This is a genomic window from Streptomyces sp. NPDC100445 (assembly GCF_044759735.1).
In the GTDB taxonomy this organism is placed as follows: Bacteria; Actinomycetota; Actinomycetes; order Streptomycetales; family Streptomycetaceae; genus Streptomyces.
Genome location: NZ_JBIVZV010000008.1, coordinates 207,833 through 225,686, shown reverse-complemented (window position 1 = coordinate 225,686; position 17,854 = coordinate 207,833). Strand labels below are relative to the sequence as shown.

The 17,854-nt window shown below is 68.2% G+C and carries 21 protein-coding genes and 3 pseudogenes; 12 read left to right on the top strand and 12 right to left on the bottom strand.

Features of this window, described 5'->3' with window-relative positions:
* Positions 1-80: 80 nt before the first annotated feature.
* A pseudogene (locus tag ACIQVT_RS20700) lies at positions 81-527 on the bottom strand (transposase); the annotation flags it as partial.
* Positions 528-965: 438 nt separating this feature from the next.
* Here ACIQVT_RS20700 and ACIQVT_RS20695 point away from each other — a divergent pair.
* Positions 966-1,149, top strand: a pseudogene (locus tag ACIQVT_RS20695) (GNAT family N-acetyltransferase); the annotation flags it as partial.
* A gap of 17 nt (positions 1,150-1,166) precedes the next feature.
* On the opposite strand, the gene ACIQVT_RS20690 reads toward ACIQVT_RS20695, so the two are convergent.
* The 7 genes from ACIQVT_RS20690 to ACIQVT_RS20660 all read right to left on the bottom strand — a co-directional run bounded on the left by ACIQVT_RS20690 (position 1,167) and on the right by ACIQVT_RS20660 (position 6,892).
* On the bottom strand, positions 1,167-1,457 hold the full coding sequence (locus ACIQVT_RS20690) for an abortive infection family protein (protein ID WP_403755467.1): 291 nt from the start codon (positions 1,455-1,457) through the stop codon (positions 1,167-1,169).
* Between the two features lie 160 nt (positions 1,458-1,617).
* A complete protein-coding gene (locus tag ACIQVT_RS20685; protein WP_403755464.1) occupies positions 1,618-2,034 on the bottom strand; it encodes a hypothetical protein in 417 nt (138 codons plus the stop codon).
* A 238-nt stretch (positions 2,035-2,272) separates the two neighbouring features.
* Positions 2,273-3,507 (bottom strand): IS3 family transposase gene (locus ACIQVT_RS20680; protein ID WP_403755868.1). Its coding sequence is split into 2 segments (ribosomal slippage): positions 2,273-3,234 and positions 3,234-3,507, totalling 1,236 coding nucleotides; the frame shifts between segments, so codons are not numbered across the junction.
* 366 nt (positions 3,508-3,873) lie between these two features.
* Positions 3,874-4,242: a hypothetical protein gene (locus ACIQVT_RS20675; RefSeq protein WP_403755461.1), complete on the bottom strand. Its 369-nt coding sequence runs from the start codon at positions 4,240-4,242 to the stop codon at positions 3,874-3,876.
* On the bottom strand, positions 4,239-5,462 hold the full coding sequence (locus ACIQVT_RS20670) for an RHS repeat domain-containing protein (protein ID WP_403755458.1): 1,224 nt from the start codon (positions 5,460-5,462) through the stop codon (positions 4,239-4,241). The genes ACIQVT_RS20675 and ACIQVT_RS20670 overlap by 4 nt, the downstream gene beginning before the upstream one ends.
* Before the next feature lie 471 nt (positions 5,463-5,933).
* On the bottom strand, positions 5,934-6,338 hold the full coding sequence (locus tag ACIQVT_RS20665) for a hypothetical protein (protein WP_403755455.1): 405 nt from the start codon (positions 6,336-6,338) through the stop codon (positions 5,934-5,936).
* Positions 6,302-6,892, bottom strand: coding sequence for a hypothetical protein (locus ACIQVT_RS20660; protein ID WP_403755451.1), 591 nt, complete (start codon positions 6,890-6,892; stop codon positions 6,302-6,304). The genes ACIQVT_RS20665 and ACIQVT_RS20660 overlap by 37 nt, the downstream gene beginning before the upstream one ends.
* Between ACIQVT_RS20660 and ACIQVT_RS20655 the strand changes: the two are divergent.
* From ACIQVT_RS20655 to ACIQVT_RS20620, 8 genes and pseudogenes are all read left to right on the top strand, one after another.
* A pseudogene (locus tag ACIQVT_RS20655) lies at positions 6,870-7,466 on the top strand (hypothetical protein); the annotation flags it as partial. The gene ACIQVT_RS20660 and the pseudogene ACIQVT_RS20655 sit on opposite strands and share 23 nt — an antisense overlap.
* Positions 7,467-7,725: 259 nt before the next feature.
* Positions 7,726-8,697 carry a metal ABC transporter solute-binding protein, Zn/Mn family gene (locus ACIQVT_RS20650; RefSeq protein ID WP_403755448.1) on the top strand — a complete coding sequence of 324 codons (972 nt, stop codon included), beginning with the start codon at positions 7,726-7,728 and terminating at the stop codon, positions 8,695-8,697.
* A 120-nt stretch (positions 8,698-8,817) separates the two neighbouring features.
* Positions 8,818-9,648, top strand: a complete 831-nt coding sequence (locus ACIQVT_RS20645; RefSeq protein ID WP_403755445.1) for a metal ABC transporter ATP-binding protein — start codon at positions 8,818-8,820, stop codon at positions 9,646-9,648.
* Entirely contained in the window at positions 9,635-10,546 is a 912-nt protein-coding gene (locus ACIQVT_RS20640) for a metal ABC transporter permease (RefSeq protein WP_403755442.1), read from the top strand. Before ACIQVT_RS20645 ends, ACIQVT_RS20640 begins: the two co-directional genes overlap by 14 nt.
* Positions 10,543-11,421, top strand: coding sequence for a metal ABC transporter permease (locus ACIQVT_RS20635; protein WP_403755439.1), 879 nt, complete (start codon positions 10,543-10,545; stop codon positions 11,419-11,421). The genes ACIQVT_RS20640 and ACIQVT_RS20635 overlap by 4 nt, the downstream gene beginning before the upstream one ends.
* Positions 11,422-11,434: 13 nt before the next feature.
* Complete coding sequence (locus ACIQVT_RS20630; RefSeq protein ID WP_403755437.1) at positions 11,435-11,887, top strand: Fur family transcriptional regulator; 453 nt, start codon at positions 11,435-11,437, stop codon at positions 11,885-11,887.
* Between the two features lie 127 nt (positions 11,888-12,014).
* Positions 12,015-12,185, top strand: coding sequence for a 50S ribosomal protein L32 (gene rpmF / locus ACIQVT_RS20625; RefSeq protein ID WP_403755434.1), 171 nt, complete (start codon positions 12,015-12,017; stop codon positions 12,183-12,185).
* A 6-nt stretch (positions 12,186-12,191) separates the two neighbouring features.
* Complete coding sequence (locus tag ACIQVT_RS20620) at positions 12,192-13,364, top strand: GTP-binding protein (protein WP_403755431.1); 1,173 nt, start codon at positions 12,192-12,194, stop codon at positions 13,362-13,364.
* Positions 13,365-13,861: 497 nt separating this feature from the next.
* Here the strand turns inward: ACIQVT_RS20620 and ACIQVT_RS20615 are convergent, their stop codons facing one another.
* The 4 genes from ACIQVT_RS20615 to rpmB form a co-directional block, all read right to left on the bottom strand.
* The gene (locus tag ACIQVT_RS20615; protein WP_403755428.1) at positions 13,862-15,052 is read right to left on the bottom strand and encodes a GTP-binding protein; all 1,191 of its coding nucleotides are present in this window, start codon (positions 15,050-15,052) and stop codon (positions 13,862-13,864) included.
* Positions 15,053-15,063: 11 nt separating this feature from the next.
* Positions 15,064-15,441 (bottom strand): hypothetical protein, encoded by a 378-nt coding sequence (locus ACIQVT_RS20610; protein WP_403755425.1) that lies wholly within the window; start codon positions 15,439-15,441, stop codon positions 15,064-15,066.
* Positions 15,442-15,627: 186 nt separating this feature from the next.
* Positions 15,628-15,933 (bottom strand): 30S ribosomal protein S14, encoded by a 306-nt coding sequence (gene rpsN / locus ACIQVT_RS20605; RefSeq protein ID WP_403755422.1) that lies wholly within the window; start codon positions 15,931-15,933, stop codon positions 15,628-15,630.
* Positions 15,933-16,169 carry a 50S ribosomal protein L28 gene (gene rpmB / locus ACIQVT_RS20600; protein WP_403755419.1) on the bottom strand — a complete coding sequence of 79 codons (237 nt, stop codon included), beginning with the start codon at positions 16,167-16,169 and terminating at the stop codon, positions 15,933-15,935. Before rpmB ends, rpsN begins: the two co-directional genes overlap by 1 nt.
* A gap of 68 nt (positions 16,170-16,237) precedes the next feature.
* On the opposite strand from rpmB, the gene rpmG reads away from it, so the two are divergent.
* The 3 genes from rpmG to ACIQVT_RS20585 are packed head-to-tail and all read left to right on the top strand — an operon-like array spanning position 16,238 to position 17,839.
* A complete protein-coding gene (gene rpmG / locus ACIQVT_RS20595; RefSeq protein ID WP_030340409.1) occupies positions 16,238-16,402 on the top strand; it encodes a 50S ribosomal protein L33 in 165 nt (54 codons plus the stop codon).
* A 31-nt stretch (positions 16,403-16,433) separates the two neighbouring features.
* Positions 16,434-16,688, top strand: a complete 255-nt coding sequence (locus ACIQVT_RS20590) for a type B 50S ribosomal protein L31 (RefSeq protein ID WP_403755415.1) — start codon at positions 16,434-16,436, stop codon at positions 16,686-16,688.
* Positions 16,688-17,839, top strand: a complete 1,152-nt coding sequence (locus tag ACIQVT_RS20585; protein ID WP_403755412.1) for a CobW family GTP-binding protein — start codon at positions 16,688-16,690, stop codon at positions 17,837-17,839. The genes ACIQVT_RS20590 and ACIQVT_RS20585 overlap by 1 nt, the downstream gene beginning before the upstream one ends.
* Positions 17,840-17,854 lie beyond the last annotated feature (15 nt).

Genomic DNA, 17,854 nt, shown 5'->3' with positions numbered 1-17,854 from the left:
TCCCGCAGGGCGGGGTCGGCGATGACCAGGACGGCCTTGAGCTGGTTGATCGCCTGGATACGGGCCTTGACCGCGGAGTCCTTGGCAAGTTTGTAGATCCGGGCGCTGTGCACGGATCCGTCGCCGGATTTGGCCTGGGCCCGGGCGCGACCACTGAGCACGGCTCGCGCTGCGGCCTGCGCATCGAGCGGGTCCGACTTACCGAGCAACCGGCGGGCCGACCGGTCGGGCCGGTTCACTTCGAACACCTGGATCTGCTGGGTCACCAGGTAGCGGGACAGGCCCGCGCCGAAGGTGCCGGTGCCCTCCACGCCGGCCCGGCGCACCGTCCCCCGCTTGCGGGCCCACACGAGCAGTTGTCGGTAGCCGGCCGCCGTCGCGGGGAAGGACTCGGTTCCCATGACCTCCCCCAGCGGGGAGACCACGGCGACGACGTGAACCTCGCCGTGCGTGTCCACACCCAGTACGACCTCGCGCCGAACGGGCGGATCCGTGCTCGAGGAGGTGCTGCGCTGTCTGGTCGTCATGGCGGTTCGCCTCCCGCGTGGTGACGTGCTGGGTGGATGGCACCGGCCTGCTCGGGCGGTCTGAACCGTGATGGCGCCTGAACTCGGCAAGGCCCCTATAGGGACACGCCCTGTGGCTCGGTGGCAGGCAGCATCCCGCAACGGCAGTCGACAGGTCCGTGACTGGACACTTCGGTCATAGATCTCACGAGTCAGACCTCCGCCCGGGACGGCACTGCACAACCGTCCCATCGATCCCGGTACAGCGGCATGACTCGATCACTGCCGGATGACTTCGACCGAACCGATGCTCAACATGACTGAGCGCGCTGACAATGCGTTGACTACCGTCCACCCCTGACCGGTATTTCATGGCCGGCAGCGCCCAGGTCAGCACCGGCTACAACGGAATTCCTACGCCTGATCTTCACCGAGCTGCCGGTCCATCGACCCAGGGAAACTTGTGACGCCCCCGACGGCCGTTTCTGGCTGCTCACCTCCGTACGGCCGGGCCGGGCCATGGCCTTCTACCGCTGCCAGGGCTGGACGCAGGCCACCCACCCCTCCCGCCGACGGCAACGGCATCGCAGTCTTCCTCGGCCCGCGCCACCCGGCTCGGCCCCTCGCTTACCCCGCCCTATGATCGAGAAGGCCGCTAGGTCAAGTGGCGGGCTTGCGCCAGGGCGCTGCGGGGTCCGAGAGCGTGTCGAGAATCAGCTCACACCAAGTCACAGCAGCGTTGACCGTCAGACGTGCGTGACGGACCCTTAGTCCGGACGGCGCACTGGCCTGCCCGTGGCCGCTACCGAAGCCCTGGTTGCGTAGCTCGGCCACGCCCACGGCGATGTTCACCGAGCCGGAAAGAATCTTCTTCACGGCTTTGCTGCCGTCGGGCCCGTCAGGAGCCGACGCGGCATCGAGCTTCAGTGCCTTCTGGACATTGCTGACCAAAGCTGGGAGGGCGGCGTTCTTGTCGATCTCGATGCTTAGCTCCCGGAGGGCCGTCTTCGCCCTCGCCTCGATGAGTTGCTTGGCGGCTCCGATGGCCCCATGAGGGTCCGTGGTCAGGTCTCGCCTGATCCGCTCCAGCTCGACAACGATCCCCGAGCTGTCACTTAAGTGCGCTCAGATCCCGGGCGAGGAGGGAAATGGGCGGGTGCTTCCACGAGATCCGGCCGCTCTTGTCGAGAAGGAATCCGTCCCGCTCCAGCCGAACGCCGATGTCCTCCAGCCACTTGGGGGTGCCCTGCAGGTCAGGGTCCCGGTACGCGCGGATGAAGTCCTTGAAGACGAGGAGCGCCCGCCGGACATGCTCGGGGTCAGACCAATCCACGCCTTCCGCGTAGAGCATGAACGTGGTCCGCCGCTGCCCGGGGTCGTCGTATTTCAGCTCCTCCGGAGGGATGGGTGCGAACCCATGATTCTCCCAAAGCTCCTCCACGATCCGGATGGTCAGATCCGTGGCGAGCGAGCGGAAAGCGTTGCGGGTCGCTGGACTCACCAGCTCCCGGCGGGCAGTGACGGTCATGGTCTGAAGATACGAGCAGCCCCAGACAACGTCATGGCCTTTCCCGACGAAGACTCGGAGCCGCTCCGAACGGTACAGGTGAAACGGTGGAGAGCCGGGGCAAGGCGGGAGGCCCAGGGCCGCCCGGTGGAGGCCGTGATCTCAATGTCCTGATCCCCCTTCTCAGCTCGACGGCCCTCGGCATGATCGCGGTGATGGCCGCCGGGTGAGGTGTCCCCCGGAGTGTGGACACGGGGGTTCATGCTGCGAGTGTGAGTCTTTGACTTCGCTGGTGCTGCTGCTTGAATTCGATGGGTGAGAGGTAGCCGAGGGCGCTGTGGCGCCTGCGGGTGTTGTAGTAGGTCAGCCACTGGAAGATCTCCAGCCTGGCCTGGCGCACCGTCACGAAGCGTTTGGTGTGGATCGCTTCCCTCTTCAACCCCTGCCAGAAGCTCTCGGCGAGGGCATTATCGTAGCTCGACCCGACACGGCCCATGCTCCTGCGGATCCCGTATGCATCACTGACCTGCGCGAACGCGGCCGACGTGTACTGAGAGCCCCTGTCCGCGTGGAAGATCACTCCGTCCACGCGGCCACCGCGGGACGCCACGGCCATCTCGAGCGCGGCGGTGACCAGCTCCGTGCGCATGTGCGTGGCCATCGACCAGCCGATCAACCGACGCGAACAGATGTCGATCACGCAGGCGAGATACAGCCACGAGCCGCCCACCTGTACGTATGTGATGTCGCCGCACCACTTCTCGTTAAGGTCCGTGGCATGGAAGTCGCGCGGGACCAGGTCCGGAGCCGGTGACGCAAGCCGGTCGGGGACCGTGGTGCGCTTGCGCCGCCGCAGGTGCAGTCCCTGGATGCCGTTGACGCGCATGAGCCGCTCGACGCGCTTGCGGTTGACGGTGTGCCCAAAGCCCCGCAGCTCAGCGTGGATGCGGCGGACCCCGTAGGTTCCCCGGTGACCGGCGTGGATCTCGCGGATCTCCGCGACCAGGGCGTCGTCGGCCACGCGGCGGGCCTCGCGGGCCTCGGCGCCGGCGAGCCACTGGTAGTAGCCCGAGCGCGAGACGCCGAGGATGCGGCATATCCGCTGCACGCCGAAGTCGGCGCGGTGAAGGGAGATGAAGTTCCAGCGGCCGGTCATGCCCTCATCTCCTTGGCGAACTACTGGGCCGCCCGTCGCAGGATCTCCCGCTCGAGCTCCCACTCTTTCTCCGCCTTGCGCAGCCGGCCGAGCTCCGCGCGCAGCCGCGCCAACTCCTCGTCCCGGCCCTCCACCGCCGCACCGCCACGGGCGTGGCTGCGGCCAGCTTCGTCGGCCTGACGCACCCAGCTCCGCAGCGTCTCGCCGGTCACCCCGACATCCGCCGCGACTGCCGAGTACGTGCGCTTCCCGCCCGCCGCACGCCACAACGCGACCGCGTCGTTCCTGGGAGACCTACGTCCCACCAGGACACCCTTCCTCGGACCATCAAGATCCATTGTCAGAGTGTCCACACCCCAGGGGTCACCTCACGAGGCCGGCGTCTGGCTCTGCCTACACGCCGCCCTGCTGGACGAGTTTGATCGCCCCGGCACCCGCACTCCTTCAGCAACCGCCTGCGGCCTTCAGCTCTGACCAGGCATCCTGGCCGGTGACCGTCATCGCAAACCAAGCCAGGGCCGGGACGCACCCATGCCGGTGCCGACCGGCATGGGCCCGCCACAATCGATGCAGCCCGCTGGATGGCGGGACGCCAGCCCCTGGGAGCCGGATCCCATGGGGACCTTCCTCGCTGCGATACCGCGGCCGTACCTTTCGACCCAACCGCGGTATCGCTGTGTCGACAGACGCCCTGTCACATACAGTCAGCCGTTGTTGCGGCGGCGTTCGAAGTAGTCCTGCGCTCGGCCGATGAAGCCGCCTTCGTCATCCACTACGCACGGCCACCGTGCGGAGATCGCGGCCACGGCCACCTCTGCAGTATGGAGCATGCGGTAATCGATGATGTACCCCTGCCACGCTCCTATCATTCCTGCAATAAGGGATAGCTCATCGGGCTCGTACTCTCTTTCCAGCTCGCCTTCCGAATCCGGTGATACCCAGGCCAAAGATCCATCGCAGGAGACTGCGATCCGCCCGCCTTGAAGATCTACTGCAACGCCTTCGGCAAGCAGCTGGTCGTACACTTCTTCGACAGTGATACCGCTCGGAATGCAGGCGATTAGTGAATTCATGGGGTAACCACCTGAAGGAGATCGTCTAGAGAGGTCACACCAATGCCTCCGCGCCTGTTCACTTCCTTGACGACACTAGGTCGTAGCTTGGGACCGTAGACGATAACAGGCTTGTCTGTTCCCTGCTGGGTTCGCGTCACCTGATCCTCAGCCCCCTTGCCAGGCCCCGCCTTCACCTGAATGACAGCATTCTTGAGCTCGATGTCAAAGTCCGTCAAATCGGTTCCATCGGCGCGTTTGGCTGGGACGTTGACGTCTTCCACAAGGCCAGGGTACTGGGCCTCGATTTCATTTGCCAAGTCGCCTACGAGCGGGTCGCCAGAAGAGAAAGTTCTCGTCTCAGACGAGGCCGAGCCGTCCGCTTCCCGGAATGCCTTGCCGAGCTTGTCTGAGCCGGAGTCCAGCATCTTATCGCCGAAGACAACCAATCCGGCCCCGCCGGCGATCGAAGGGATACCCGCCTCGCACAGGACTCCTGTGGCGCATTCGACTACACCCGATGCACCGAGGACGACGCCGCCGCCTTCACTGGCCCCTCCCAGGACGGTTTGAAGGAGACCTTCAAAAAAGTCGCCATTCTGCCCAAGGCTGGACAGGTAGTTGCCGACGTAGCTGTTGCTGTCGCTGGGGCCCTTGACCGGGGCGCCGCAGTCTTGCGGAAGCCCGGTTCGGGCGCATCGATTGCTCGCGCCTGAGTCTGAGCTGACGTGGCCGGAGCTGCTCGTGGACGCCGTTCCGGTGCTGTTGTAGTGGACCCTGCCGCAGCTTCCGTGGTGGCAGCTGCCGGCACTGTTGTTGCCCGGGTCGATGGGGCCGTCCGTGATGATGTTGCCCGAGCCGTCGCCCTTGGGTGTGCCGACGCCGCAGGCATCGGCGAAGCACAGGCCGGTCGGGTCGGACTGGGTGACCGGTGTGTTGCCGGCGTAGCTGTAGCCGTTGAGCGACTGGTGCTGGTCCAGGCTCAGGACCGGGTCGACGCTGATGAACTGCCCGATGGTGGGGTCGTATTCGCGCGCCCCCACGTGGGTCAGGCCGGTCGTGCCGTCGGCCGGCTTGCCGAGGAACGCCTTGTCGTCGGGCCAGGACGCCGGCTTCGGGCCGCGAGGGGCGCCGAAGGGCGTGCTGTAGCGCTTGATGACCGCGTACGTGCTCGCGTCGAGGGCGCTGCTGGAGGTGCCGTGCTGGTGGGCCGCCAGGAAGGTGAGCTTCGTGCCCGACACTCCGGACGTGGCCGTGCGGACGGCGATCGTCTGGCCATTGGCCGTGTAGGAGCGTGTGGCGGAGGCGGTCTTCGTGGTGCCCTTGGTGGTGAGGTGGAGTTCCGTGCCTGCGCCGAGGTAGAGGACGGTTTCGCCGTCGCCCTTGGCGCGGCGGATCAGCAGCTCGCCGCCAGCGTCGTCGAGGTAGCTGGTCTCCTTGGTGCCCTCGGTGAGCTTGGACAGTGCCCTCGGTGTTCCACACCAGGCTCTGCTGGGCGGTCGATCCGGGGCGTGAGGGGGTCAGCGCCCTCGGCGTCGGGCACGGGCCGAGCAAGAGCGCCACGACGACGCGCACACCGCTGCGAGTTCACCTCACACAGCGTTTCACACCGGCTCCCAGACTCCGACGTCATGAAATCGGCAGGTCCCCTACCGTGCAGATTGCAGAGCAGGGGACCAACACTCGGAGCCCGCGTCGGCCCCAAAGCGCCGCTAGCTGGTCAGTGCATCACGCGCGACCGAAGCAGACCGCACAACGGGGCCCCACAGGGGAGACGAGATGTACTCAGCATCCGTTTTATCCTCCCCTTCCATGGCGAGCAGGTCGTCGAGTGCAGAAGCAAGTGTCGCCATCGCGTCCACCTCGAGCACCGACCGCAGCACAGTTCCAAGCGCTGCTTCCGGGTCTTCGAGCACCAGGGTGTCATCGAAGAGAATGTGAAGATTCATGTCAAAGTCATCGTAATACCCTTCCTTGGGGTAATTTCGATCGACCCAGACTCTCCTCTGATACTCCTCGTCAGCTAGAGCCCGGACAGCCGAGATGATACTTCTGCGCATTTCCGGTAGGGAAACGCCGCTCAGTTCGGAGAATTCCACGACTTCCACTTCGGCCATTGATCGAGCGGAATATGAGCCTCATAGGCGCTTGACTTAATGTCACCTTCGATCGGCTTACCATCCCGCCCAATGATCCTGCCACCGGAGTTGATTACGACGTGATCAACCTGCTGATATTCCTGAGAGTTGTTCAGGTTTCCTTGGTCAATCCTAACCCCGTTTCCCTTACCGTCGTTCCACCGCCAGCCGATGCCCTTCTTGGTAGCCTTCCCCGGACCGAATTCGTCCGGCACCTTGCTCGTTGCGGACTTTGGTATCCAATCGGGCGCTGAAGGCGTGCTGTTGGCGCCACCACCACCTGCGGCACCGTCCGCTTCCCGGAATGCCTTGCCGAGCTTGTCTGAGCCGGAGTCCAGCATCTTATCGCCGAAGACAACCAATCCGGCCCCGCCGGCGATCGAAGGGATACCCGCCTCGCACAGGACTCCTGTGGCGCATTCGACTACACCCGATGCACCGAGGACGACGCCGCCGCCTTCGCTGGCCCCTCCCAGGACGGTTTGAAGGAGACCTTCAAAAAAGTCGCCCAACGCCGAGTCGTACTGGTACACCGCCGAGCACAACAACTACGCCATGCTCGGCGACGACAACACCGGTACCGACTACGTCCGCGGCGGCTACCTGAAGGAGATCCGCTACGGTCAGCGCGCCGGCGCCCTCTTCTCCGGCTCCCCAGCCGCCTCGGACAAGGTGGTCTTTGACTATGCCGAGCGCTGCCTGGCCTCGGGCAGCGGCTGTGACTCGCTGACCAAGGACACCCGGGACAACTGGCCGGACGTGCCGTTCGACTCCGTATGCAAGGACGGGGACAAGTGCACCGGGAATGTCGGCCCGTCGTTCTTCACCCGTAAGCGGCTGACGGCGATCACCACTTACGCCTGGAACGCGGCGGCCGCCACCCCGGTCTTCGAGCCGGTGGACGTCTGGTCCCTCAAGCAGCTCTACCTCGATCCCGGCGACACCGGTGACTCCACGGACCAGTCCCTCTGGCTTGACGAGATCAAGCACACCGGCAAGCGGGGCACCGATCTCTCGCTGGACCCGGTCAAGTTCGACCACGTGATGCTGCCCAACCGTGTCGATGGCGCGGCCGACGACATCCTTCCGCTGAACAAGCCCCGGCTCGCTTCGCCCTTCCCCTCGGCGGCCGTCACCCACCAGGACACCTGGTCCTCGTGAGCTACGGCCGCCAAGGCTTGTCCCGGCGGCATCCGCCGCCCCCTCCTACCTGCGCAGCCCCCGAGCAGTCGCACGCCCGGTCAAAAGATGGCAACGGTTTTCATCTGACATTGATCTGAAAATCATTCCCATCTAGCGTCGAAGGTGTCGCCACACGGCCGGCGCATGTGCGCCGTGCGCCCGGTTTCGCCCGAAGGAGCTCCGCATGTCCACCGCCCCCGCCTCCCGTTCCGTCCGGCCGACGGCGAGGATCGCACTGATCACCGCGACGGCCGCCCTGACGGCGGCGTCGGCGACCGCCTGTTCGACCTCCTCCTCACACACCAGCAACACCGCCGCGACCGGCAGCGGCTCCGGCAAGACGATCCAGGTGGTGGCGGCGGAGAACTTCTGGGGCAGCATCGCCTCCCAGCTCGGCGGCAGCCACGTGAAGGTGACCAGCGTCATCAACAATCCGGAAGCCGACCCCCACGACTACGAGCCGACCGCCGCCGACGCCCGCACCGTGGCCGGCGCCCAGTACACGATCGTCAACGGCATCGGCTACGACGCCTGGGCCGACAAGCTGCTGGCCGCCAATCCCGGCAGCGGACGTACCCAGCTCAAGGTCGGCGACCTGGTCGGCATCAAGCCGGGCGGCAACCCGCACCGCTGGTACTCCCCCGCCGACGTCCACCAGGTCATCGAGAAGATCACCGCCGACTACAAGAAGATCGACCCGGCGGACGCGGCCTACTTCGACCAGCAGAAGAAGACCTTCGAGACGAAGTCGCTCGCCGGTTACAACAAGCTCATAGCCGACATCAAGGCGAAGTACGCGGGCACGCCGATCGGTGCTTCCGAGTCCATCGTCACGCCGCTCGCCGAGGGCCTGGGACTGAAGATGCTCACCCCGGAGACGTTCCTGGACGCGATGAGCGAGGGCTCCGACCCCACGGCCAAGGACAAGGCCACCATCGACCAGCAGATCAAGAGCAAGCAGATCAAGATCTACGTCTACAACTCGCAGAACTCCACGCCGGACGTGCAGGCGCAGGTCAAGGAGGCCAAGGCGCAGGGCATCCCGGTCGCCACGGTGACCGAGACCCTGACCCCCGCCGGGGCCTCCTTCCAGCAGTGGCAGACCGCGCAGTTGCAGGGCATCGAGCGGGCCCTGGCCAAGGCCACCGGGAAGTGAGCTGAAGCCATGAACCCGATAGCGAAGGCCCGCGAAGCCGTCACACACACCAGTAGTCACACCGTCCCCAGCCGTCGAAGCGGGGGGCACGACACGGCCGCAGGAACCGGAAGCGATCCGGTGGTCGCCCTGCACGGGGCCGCCGTGCGGGTCGGCGGCCGGACGCTGTGGTCGGGGGTGGACCTTCGCATCGGGACCGGTGAGTTCACAGCCGTGCTCGGCCCCAACGGCGTCGGCAAGTCCACCATGATCAAGGTCCTGCTCGGCGCCCTGCCCGCGGCGGCCGGCGAAGTGCGGGTGCTCGGCGCCCGCCCCGGGCAGGCAAACGAACGCATCGGCTACCTGCCACAGCGACGCAGCTTCGACGCCAACCTGCGGATCCGCGGCGTGGACGTGGTGCGCATGGGTCTGGACGGCGACCGGTGGGGAGTGCCGCTGCCGTTCCCAAGCGAGCGTCGGCGGGACGCCCGTGCGCGGGTGGACGAGGTGATCGAGTTGGTCGGGGCGTCGGCCTACGCACATCGGCCGATCGGGCAGTGTTCCGGCGGCGAGCAGCAGCGGCTGCTGATCGCCCAGGCGCTCGTCCGCAGGCCGGAACTACTGCTGCTGGACGAGCCGTTGGACAGCCTCGACCTGCCCAACCAGAGCGCCGTCGCCGCACTGATCGGGCGCATCTGCCACCAGGAGGGCGTCTCGGTGGTCATGGTCGCCCATGACGTGAACCCGATACTCCACCACCTGGACCGGGTGGTGTACCTGGCCGAGGGCGGCGCCGCCGCAGGCACACCGACCGAGGTCATCACCTCCGAGACGCTGACCCGGCTCTACGGCACACCGGTCGAGGTACTGCGGACCTCGGACGGGCGGCTGGTCGTGGTCGGCCAGCCGGAGCCGCCCGCGGTGCACACCGACCGGCACGACACCCCGGGGAGCGGTCATGACGCTCGCTGAGACGGCGGCGCCTGCCTGGTCGTGGAACCTCCTCACCGACTTCCAGGACATGTGGTCGTACCCGTTCATGGTCAACGCTTTCCGCGCGGGCGCGGTCGTGGCCGTGGTCTCCGCCGCTGTGGGGTGGTTCGTGGTGCTGCGGCGGCAGACGTTCGCCGCGCACACCGTCTCTGCGGTCGCCTTTCCCGGCGCGGCCGGGGCGCTTCTGCTCGGAGTGAGCGCGGTCTACGGCTACTTCACGCTGTGCGTGGCCGCCGCGCTGGTCATCGCTGCCCTGCGGGGCGGCGGTGAGCACGAGGAGTCGGCGCTGACCGGGACCGTGCAGGCGTTCCTGCTCGCCTCCGGGTTCCTGTTCACCGCCCTGTACAGAGGGCTGCTGGAGGGTCCGCAGACCATCCTCTTCGGCACCTTCCTGGGGATCACCTCGTCGCAGGTGACTCTGCTGATGGTCGTCGGCGCGGTGGTGCTCGCGGTGCTGGCGCTGATCGGACGGCCGCTGCTGTTCGCGTCCGTCGACCCGCAGGTCGCCGCCGGGCGCGGAGTGCCGGTCCGCGCGCTGTCCGTGGTCTTCCTCGTCCTGCTCGGCGCGGCCACCGCCGAGGCGAGCCAGATCACCGGCACCCTCCTGGTCTTCGCCCTCATGGTGATCCCGGTCGCCACCGCGCAAGTGCTCACCGCCCGTCCAGCGCTGAGTCTGGCCCTCGCCGTTCTGCTGGCATTCGCCGCCACCTGGCTCGGACTGACCGCCGCCTACTACTCGCCCTACCCTCTGGGCTTCTTCGTGACGACCATCGCCTTCGCCGGATACCTGCTCGCCCTGGGCCACCGCTCGCTGCGCGAGGTGCTCGGTCGCACCCAGGCCGGGGCCGAACCCAGGGCCAAGGAGGTGGTCGCATGACCGTCCTGCTCACCGCCTCCCCGTTGTCCCACCCGTTCTTCCTGCACGCCTTCCTCGCCGGTACCGCCATCGCCGCCGCCTGCGGACTGGTCGGCTACTTCCTGGTCCTGCGGGCCCAGGTCTTCACCGGCGACGCGCTCAGCCACGTCGCCTTCACCGGCGCGATGGCCGCCCTCGCCTTCGGCGCCGACCTTCGCCTGGGCCTGTTCGCCGCCACCATCGCCATGGCGCTGCTCTTCGGCACCCTCGGCCGCAAGGCTCGACCCGACGACGTGGTCATCGGAAGCGTCTTCTCCTGGATCCTGGGCCTGGGCGCCTTCTTCATCACCCTCTACACCACCTCCCACAGCACCACCAACGGCACCGCCGGCGTCAGCGTGCTGTTCGGCTCCATCTTCGGCATCTCCTCCAGCAGCGCAGTCGTCGCCGCCCTGGTGGCCGCCGGGGTCGGCCTGCTCGTGATCCTCATCGCCCGACCGCTGCTGTTCGCCACGCTCGACGAGGCCGTGGCCGCGGCCCGTGGAGTACCGGTCCGGCTGCTCGGCTACGGCTTCCTCGCCCTGGCCGGGATCAGCGCCGCCGAGGCCACCCAGGCGGTCGGCTCCCTGCTCCTGCTCGGCCTGCTCGCCGCCCCCGCAGGCGCCGCGATCCGCCTCACCGACCACCCCTACCGGGCACTCGCCCTCTCCGCCGGCCTGGCGGTGGTGGAGATGTGGGCGGGGCTGTTCGCCTCTTACACGGTGCCGAAGATGCCGCCCAGCTTCGCCATCATGGCCACTGCCACTGTCGTCTACGCCGCGACGTTCCTGATACGACGGCCCGCCTCCGATCCCCGTACGGCTGGTACGCACACCGCCGTCCCCACCGGCAGATGAGCGAAGGCACCCGATGGCACCCGACCGCCAGTGCACCCCCACCCCGTCGCACGACGTCACGCTGATCGGCCGCCTCACCCAGCAACGCGCAACCGTGGTCGAGGCACTCAAACGGGCCGAGGGCTTCGTCGGCGCCCAGGCCCTCCACAACCAGCTCGTCGCCGCCGGCTCACCGGTCGGCCTCTCCACGGTCTACCGCACCCTGACCGCCCTGGCCGGCGTCGGCCGGGCCGACATGGTGCGCGACACCAGCGGTGAACGCCTCTTCCGCTACCGCCCGGGACCCGAACACCGCCACTACCTCATCTGCACCGAATGCGGCCTCAGCCGACCCGTCGACTCCGGACCGGTGGAGGACTGGGCCGACACGATCGCGCGCACGTCCGGGTTTGCGAACGTCCGTCACACAGTGGAGCTTTCCGGTGTGTGTCCGGACTGCGCTCCACAACGTGTGGCGACCCAGTGAGGACGAACGCGAGCGCCGCCTGACGTGTCGGCGTCCGGCATGGCCACTCCGCTCCAGGCATCCCACCAAGTAGTAATGGGATTCATTTTCATGTAGCTTGGACATCTCATCGCTCGAGGAGGACCCCATGGCCGTACCCAAGCGGAAGATGTCCCGCAGCAACACCCGCCACCGCCGCGCCCAGTGGAAGGCGACCACGCCCACGCTCGCGCCGATCACCGTGGACGGAGTCTCGTACCTGGTGCCGCAGCGACTGGTGAAGGCGTACGAGCGCGGACTGCTGCGCCCCGAGGGCTGATTGTTCATGCCTTATGACCGACTGCCCGTCACCGTCCTGTCCGGATTCCTCGGCGCGGGCAAGACCACACTCCTCAACCACGTCCTCGGCAACCGCGAAGGACTGCGCGTCGCGGTCATCGTCAACGACATGAGCGCAGTCAACATCGACGCCGCCCTGGTACGCGGCGGCGAGGCCGCCCTGTCACGTACCGAGGAACGCCTGGTCGAGATGACCAACGGCTGCATCTGCTGCACCCTGCGCGACGACCTGCTGGAGGAAGTCGACCGGCTGGCCCGCGAGGGCCGTTTCGACTACCTGCTCATCGAGTCGTCCGGCATCTCCGAACCCATGCCGGTGGCCGCCACCTTCGCCTTCGCCCGGGACGACGGGGCGACGCTGGGCGATCTGGCCCGGCTGGACACCATGGTCACGGTCGTCGACGCGGCGAACTTCCTGACCGAGCTCGCGAGCGGAGACGAGCTGGCCGAGCGTGGCCTCGACCAGTACGAGGACGACGAACGCACCGTCAGCGACCTGCTGATGGACCAGATCGAGTTCGCCGACGTGATCGTGCTCAACAAGCTCGACCTCGTCGACACGGAAACCGCCGACGGGCTCCGGGCGACGCTCGCCCGCCTCAATCCGACCGCCCGGATCGCCCCGGCCGTCCACGGCCGCGTGAAGATCGGCGACGTGCTCGGCACCCGGCTGTTCGACCTGGAGCGCGCCCAGCAGGCTCCCGGCTGGGTCAGGGAACTCAACGGCGACCACGTGCCTGAGACGGAGGAGTACGGCATCTCGTCCACCGTCTTCCGCTCCGAAGTGCCCTTCCACCCAGGCCGGTTGTGGACGTTCATTACCGAGGAACTCGACAGCGGGGTCTACGGGCGCATCCTGCGGTCCAAGGGCTTCTTCACCCTGGCCAGCCGCCCGCACGTGACCGGCCTGTGGTCGCAGGCCGGTTCCGTGGCCCGCTTCGAGCCCTCCGCCGCCCGCGACGCCGAGAGTCCCGACTCTCAGGAACTGGTCTTCATCGGCACGGACTTGCACACGGACGCGCTGCGGGCGGCGCTGACCGACTGCCTCATTGCGGACGGTGAGAACCTGCCGCCCGTCGACCCGTTCCCCGTCTGGGACACGTACGGCATCGACGACACCTGCGAACAAGAGCAGCCCGTACTCGTCGCGGAAACCTGAGACCCGGGTCGGGCGGTGGACGCAGCCACGGCACCGCCCGGCCCGGTACGGAACTCGATCCGAAGGTCAACATGACGGACAACGGCATACGCCCGGCCAGGGTCCAGCGGACCCTGCTGATGTCGCTGAGCGGCCGCACGGTGGAGAACCGAGAGGAACAGCCCGCGCTGCGCGGTACCCGGGCCTAGGAGATCGTCGCGTCGATCGACTACGACTTTCGCCCGCTTCGACAACCTGCCCTGCCTGCCGGAGCAGTTCTGTGGCTCGCATGCCGTGGACCCGCGAGCGTCCGGCCGGATGGGCCGAGTGGCGACCAGGGACACAGCCCTTCGCCTCCCACACCCTCAGCGGCCTTCCAGGACGGGAGGCCCGACGAACCGCAGCCCGCGCATCAGGAGATGCCGTCCGGCCTCGCCGCCCAACGGCTGCCCCGGGCCGACGCCTACCGCCCGGTCTCGTCCGGCCGACCTGACGCCGAGGACGGGCCGGGTCCGTGCTCACCGTCCACCGAGGTCGCCGAGCAGAGGGTCTGGAACCGACGTCCAACCCCGCCGCCCTCGCGAGAGCTCCACGTCGGTGAGCAGAGCCCTGTCCAGCGCGGAGCGAACCGCCTGCTGGTCCAGGGCGACTCCGGTCAGGGTGATCTCGTTGCGGCGTTCGCCGTAGTAGTCGTGCCAGTACCACGAGGCCAGGGTGCGCCGCTGCGGGGAGGCGGTTTGCCAGCCGCGGGGGTCGTCCTCCTCCAGCCAGCGGTCCGCCTCGCGCAGTTCCAGATACGCACCGGCCGACCGCCAGGTCACGACCGCGTCGGGTCGGCTGCACAGCCAGAGATGCCCCCTGCCGCGCACGACACCGGACATGACGACGGCAAGCGCGTCGGTCAGGCGCTCGGGATGCAGAGGGCGGCGGGCGTGCCAGTACAGGGACCTCACCTCACGGCCGCCGTCTCGGCATGGGCGCGGCGGCACCACCGGCTCCAGGCGTGACCGCCACTCCTCGTCGGCGCCCTTCGGCAGGGCGTGGACGAGCGACACGGGAAGCTCCCGTGCCGCTCCGTCCGTGCCGACGGGGCTCATGAGCAGGGCACGGCCGTTGAGTTGGCGGAGGAGTTCCGCTCCTCCGGGCTGGTGTGCGCTGCCCGCCGGCCGCGGCACGATCAGGGCGTCGGCCGCCTCCACCTGGCGGGCGGCGGCCTCGGCGGGAGTCACGGACTCGCCCTGGTCGCCCCCGCTCCACAGTCGTTCCGTCCGGTGGACGCAGCCGATGTCCGCCATGAACGACTCCGTGTCGATGCCGACCACGACCGGAGCCGCGTCGTAGTGGTCCCCCAGCGATCCGCTGCTCACCCGAGGGCGCCACAGCTCCACAAGGAGGGGGAGGGCGTCGACGTTGTCCGGCAGCGCGAGGACGACGTGCGCCGCGCCGGGCGAACGGCGGAGGGACAGCAGGTCCTGGCGCAGGATGACGACCGGGTCTCCTGTCGCGCCCTGCAACGCCCTGCCCGGAAGCGCTGCCCCACTGCCGTAGAGGAAGCGCTGGACAGTGGGGTATCCCCTGCCCTGAGCCTGCGCCTGGATCGACACCGCCAGAACCACGGCCCGTGGAGCAAGCCTCAGCAACTGGTCGACCACGGCACCGCGAACGCCGGGCGTGTTGCCGACCACCACGCTCAACAGACCTTTGCCCATGCCTTCCGCCCTCAGTTGAGGTGTGCGACACGCTGCGGGGCGGGCACCGCCAGCAGCCCGTCGGGCAGGGTGCCGTCGTCCGGTATTCCGGCCCGCAGCCACGTTCCGACCGCCACGGCGTCGGCTGCGGTGACGAGCGGGCCGAGACGCACGACGGCTCCGGTGGGCCTGCGATCCACCGTGCACGGTTGTACCGCAGCGTGCAGCCCCAGTCGGCCCGCGCAGCCGAGGATCTTCCGCAGGCAGCCTGTGGAGATCATGACGCCGTGGGGGCTGTCGCGGACCGCCCGGCGCAGCTCGTCCAGCACCTGATCGGTGGCGGCCTCACACGAGGCGCAGACGACAAGGGTGAAGGGGCGGCCCCGGTGACCGCGTGCGGCGTCACCCATGTGTGCACTCCTGCCGGATCTCACGGTGGACGGCTTCCACTTCGGCCTCACCTCTCGCATACGCGCGGACGGCGACCACGAGCACACCAGGACTCTTCGGTCCTGCTCGTACCGCCTTGGTCGGGGACGCGCTCGGACGTGAAACACGCCCCCTGGCGTCCCTCCGTGAGCACGGAGGGACCGCCGTCACCAGGACGACTTGGTGACCCCGGGCAGGAGACCCGCGTGCGCCTGCTCCCTCACGCGGATGCGGGAGAGCCCGAACTTGCGCAGATGTCCCCGGGGGCGACCGTCGACGCCGTCACGATTGCGGACGCGGGTGGCGCTGGCGTCGCGCGGCTGCCGGCGCAGTTCGGCGATCGCGGCACTGCGCTCGGCTTCCGTCGAGGACGGACGTCGAATGATCTCCTTGAGTTCGGCGCGCCGGGCGGCGTACCGCTCGACGACGGCCTTGCGCTTCTCGTTCTTCGCGATCTTGCTTTGCTTCGCCATCAGACCTTTCCTCCCCGGGCGCGGATGCGCGCGACAGCCGCTTCGACGCCGATGGTGTCGACGGTCTTGATTCCGCGGGTGCTCAGCGTCAGTCGGACGTGCCGGGACTCGCTGGGCAGCCAGTACCGCTTGTGCTGGATGTTCGGGTTGAAGCGGCGGGAGGTGCGCCGGTGCGAGTGGGAGATGCGGTTACCGAATCCCGGCTGGGCGCCGGTCAGTTGGCAGTGGGCGGACACAGGATGACCTGCCTCTCACTTGAGGGACGGCTATCGGTAATGGAAATCGTTCCCATATAGTAGCGCCTATGGCTCGCAACGAACTCCGCCCGGTCATCAAGCTCCGCTCCACCGCGGGGACCGGCTACACCTACGTGACCCGCAAGAACCGCCGCAACGACCCCGATCGCCTGGTGCTGCGCAAGTACGACCCGCTCGCCGGCCGGCACGTCGACTTCCGCGAAGAACGCTGACCCGACCACCTACCGCCCGAGGGAGCACGCCATGAAGCCCGGCATCCACCCCGCCTACGGTCCCGTCGTCTTCCGCGACAAGGCCGCCGACTTCGCCTTCCTGACCCGTTCGACGCTCACCAGTGACAAGCGCGTCGAGTGGGAGGACGGCAACACCTATCCCGTCGTGGACGTCGAGATCTCCTCGGCGAGCCACCCCTTCTACACCGGGACCGCCCGAGTCCTCGACACCGCGGGCCGCGTGGAGCGCTTCGAGCGCCGCTACGGTCGATCCGGAGGCCGCTGATGCGCGAGGAAGGCCGACTGCCCGTCGTCATCGTCGGCGGCCTGCACGCGGACGCCCGCACGCACGTTGTCGACCGACTGCTGAAGGCGGTGCCGGGAAGCATCGCCCTGCACCACGACCTGGCCACCGCGGGCGAGGGAACCGTACGACGTCTCCTGCGCGACGCGTCCGGCGTCCTGGCGTCGGGCGAAGCGCCGCTGGTCAACGACTGCGCCTGCTGCGCACTGCGCGAGGACCTCGTCCCGGAACTGGAGCGGCTGGCCGGCCACGGCCTGACGCGGCTGGCGATCGTCGAGTTGTGGGACTCGGTCGAACCGAAAGCCATGGCGGAGGTCGTCGCCGCGCACAGCGGACAGGACCTGACGCTGACCAACGTGATCACCGCGGTCGACCCGGCGCTGGTCCTGCCGTACCTCTCCAACGGAGACGACCTGGCCGAGGCGGGACTCGCGGCGGCGGCGACGGACCAGCGCACCGTCGGCGACACCTGGGCCCGGCAACTGGAGTACGCGCCCCTCCTCGCCCTCGTGGACAGCCAGGACGCGGACGAACAGGACCACGCCCTGCTGACCCAGCTCAACCCCACCGCACACCAGGTCGACGCCGCCTCGGGTGAGCTCGCCCACCTTGCGTTCGCCGGATTCGACGTCGAAGCGGCGGCCGCAGCCCAGCACCCGGCCTGCGCGCTCCTGCCGCTGGAGGCCGATGAAGCAGGCGTCGCGACGCTGGTGTGGCACCGCACCCGCCCCTTCCATCCCGAACGCCTGTACCAGGCGCTGGAAGATTTGTGCTGCGCGGCGGCCCGCAGCAGGGGCCGGTTCTGGCTCGCCGACCGGTCCGACACCCTGCTGGCGTGGGATGCGGCCGGCGGCGCCCTGTGCGTCGAGAGCGCGGGCCCCTGGCTCGCTTCCCTGCCCGACGCCGCATGGGAACTGGTCCCACCGGTACGGCGGGCGGCCGCCGCCCTGGACTGGCATCCGGAGCACGGCGACCGCTGCCAGCACCTCGTGTTCACCTCACCCGGACTCGACCGCGCCGGCATCGAGCAGCTCCTCGACTCCTGCCTGCTCACCGACGCCGAGTACGCGGCCGGGCCCGAGGGCTGGCAGCGCCTGCCCGCGGCCTTCGACTCCCTGCTCGACGCCGCGTGACCCGCCGACCCGTAC

What these genes read in the sequence shown, in the direction of transcription:
- ACIQVT_RS20685 (WP_403755464.1), bottom strand. Translation starts at nt 2,034, where the DNA reads ATGACCGTCACTGCCCGCCGGGAGCTGGTGAGTCCAGCGACCCGCAAC.
- ACIQVT_RS20675 (WP_403755461.1), bottom strand. Translation starts at nt 4,242, where the DNA reads ATGAATTCACTAATCGCCTGCATTCCGAGCGGTATCACTGTCGAAGAA.
- ACIQVT_RS20665 (WP_403755455.1), bottom strand. Translation starts at nt 6,338, where the DNA reads ATGGCCGAAGTGGAAGTCGTGGAATTCTCCGAACTGAGCGGCGTTTCC.
- ACIQVT_RS20650 (WP_403755448.1), top strand. Translation starts at nt 7,726, where the DNA reads ATGTCCACCGCCCCCGCCTCCCGTTCCGTCCGGCCGACGGCGAGGATC.
- ACIQVT_RS20640 (WP_403755442.1), top strand. Translation starts at nt 9,635, where the DNA reads ATGACGCTCGCTGAGACGGCGGCGCCTGCCTGGTCGTGGAACCTCCTC.
- ACIQVT_RS20635 (WP_403755439.1), top strand. Translation starts at nt 10,543, where the DNA reads ATGACCGTCCTGCTCACCGCCTCCCCGTTGTCCCACCCGTTCTTCCTG.
- ACIQVT_RS20630 (WP_403755437.1), top strand. Translation starts at nt 11,435, where the DNA reads ATGGCACCCGACCGCCAGTGCACCCCCACCCCGTCGCACGACGTCACG.
- rpmF (WP_403755434.1), top strand. Translation starts at nt 12,015, where the DNA reads ATGGCCGTACCCAAGCGGAAGATGTCCCGCAGCAACACCCGCCACCGC.
- ACIQVT_RS20620 (WP_403755431.1), top strand. Translation starts at nt 12,192, where the DNA reads ATGCCTTATGACCGACTGCCCGTCACCGTCCTGTCCGGATTCCTCGGC.
- ACIQVT_RS20615 (WP_403755428.1), bottom strand. Translation starts at nt 15,052, where the DNA reads ATGGGCAAAGGTCTGTTGAGCGTGGTGGTCGGCAACACGCCCGGCGTT.
- ACIQVT_RS20610 (WP_403755425.1), bottom strand. Translation starts at nt 15,441, where the DNA reads ATGGGTGACGCCGCACGCGGTCACCGGGGCCGCCCCTTCACCCTTGTC.
- rpsN (WP_403755422.1), bottom strand. Translation starts at nt 15,933, where the DNA reads ATGGCGAAGCAAAGCAAGATCGCGAAGAACGAGAAGCGCAAGGCCGTC.
- rpmG (WP_030340409.1), top strand. Translation starts at nt 16,238, where the DNA reads ATGGCTCGCAACGAACTCCGCCCGGTCATCAAGCTCCGCTCCACCGCG.
- ACIQVT_RS20590 (WP_403755415.1), top strand. Translation starts at nt 16,434, where the DNA reads ATGAAGCCCGGCATCCACCCCGCCTACGGTCCCGTCGTCTTCCGCGAC.
- ACIQVT_RS20585 (WP_403755412.1), top strand. Translation starts at nt 16,688, where the DNA reads ATGCGCGAGGAAGGCCGACTGCCCGTCGTCATCGTCGGCGGCCTGCAC.